We start from the raw sequence: 229 nt of genomic DNA on the forward strand, positions 1-229 counted from the left end.
GCTCGGAAGCCCATGCGCCCAGCTGTGATCCACGCGGCCGGCGCGTCCAGTATTCGGCGGTCTCCTCGGGACGGACCTTGGTGACCGCCCCGCGCACGTGCACCTGGCGGCCCAGCGCGTACCAGGGGAAGGTGATCGAGGCGTACGGGGCGGCAGCCAGTTCCAGCCCCTTGGCCGACTCATAGTTGGTGTAGAAGGTGACGCCGTCGGCTTCGACGCTCTTGCACAG

1 protein-coding gene is annotated in these 229 nt (G+C 68.6%); it reads right to left on the reverse strand.

All coding sequences use genetic code 11. The features are described from left to right. A partial coding sequence (locus FQ668_RS28420) for a pyridoxamine 5'-phosphate oxidase family protein (RefSeq protein WP_178097297.1) occupies positions 1 to 229 on the reverse strand: 229 nt, incomplete at both ends.

It is taken from the genome of Pseudomonas sp. Kh14, from assembly GCF_900291005.1.
Classification (GTDB): Bacteria; Pseudomonadota; Gammaproteobacteria; order Pseudomonadales; family Pseudomonadaceae; genus Aquipseudomonas; species Aquipseudomonas alloputida.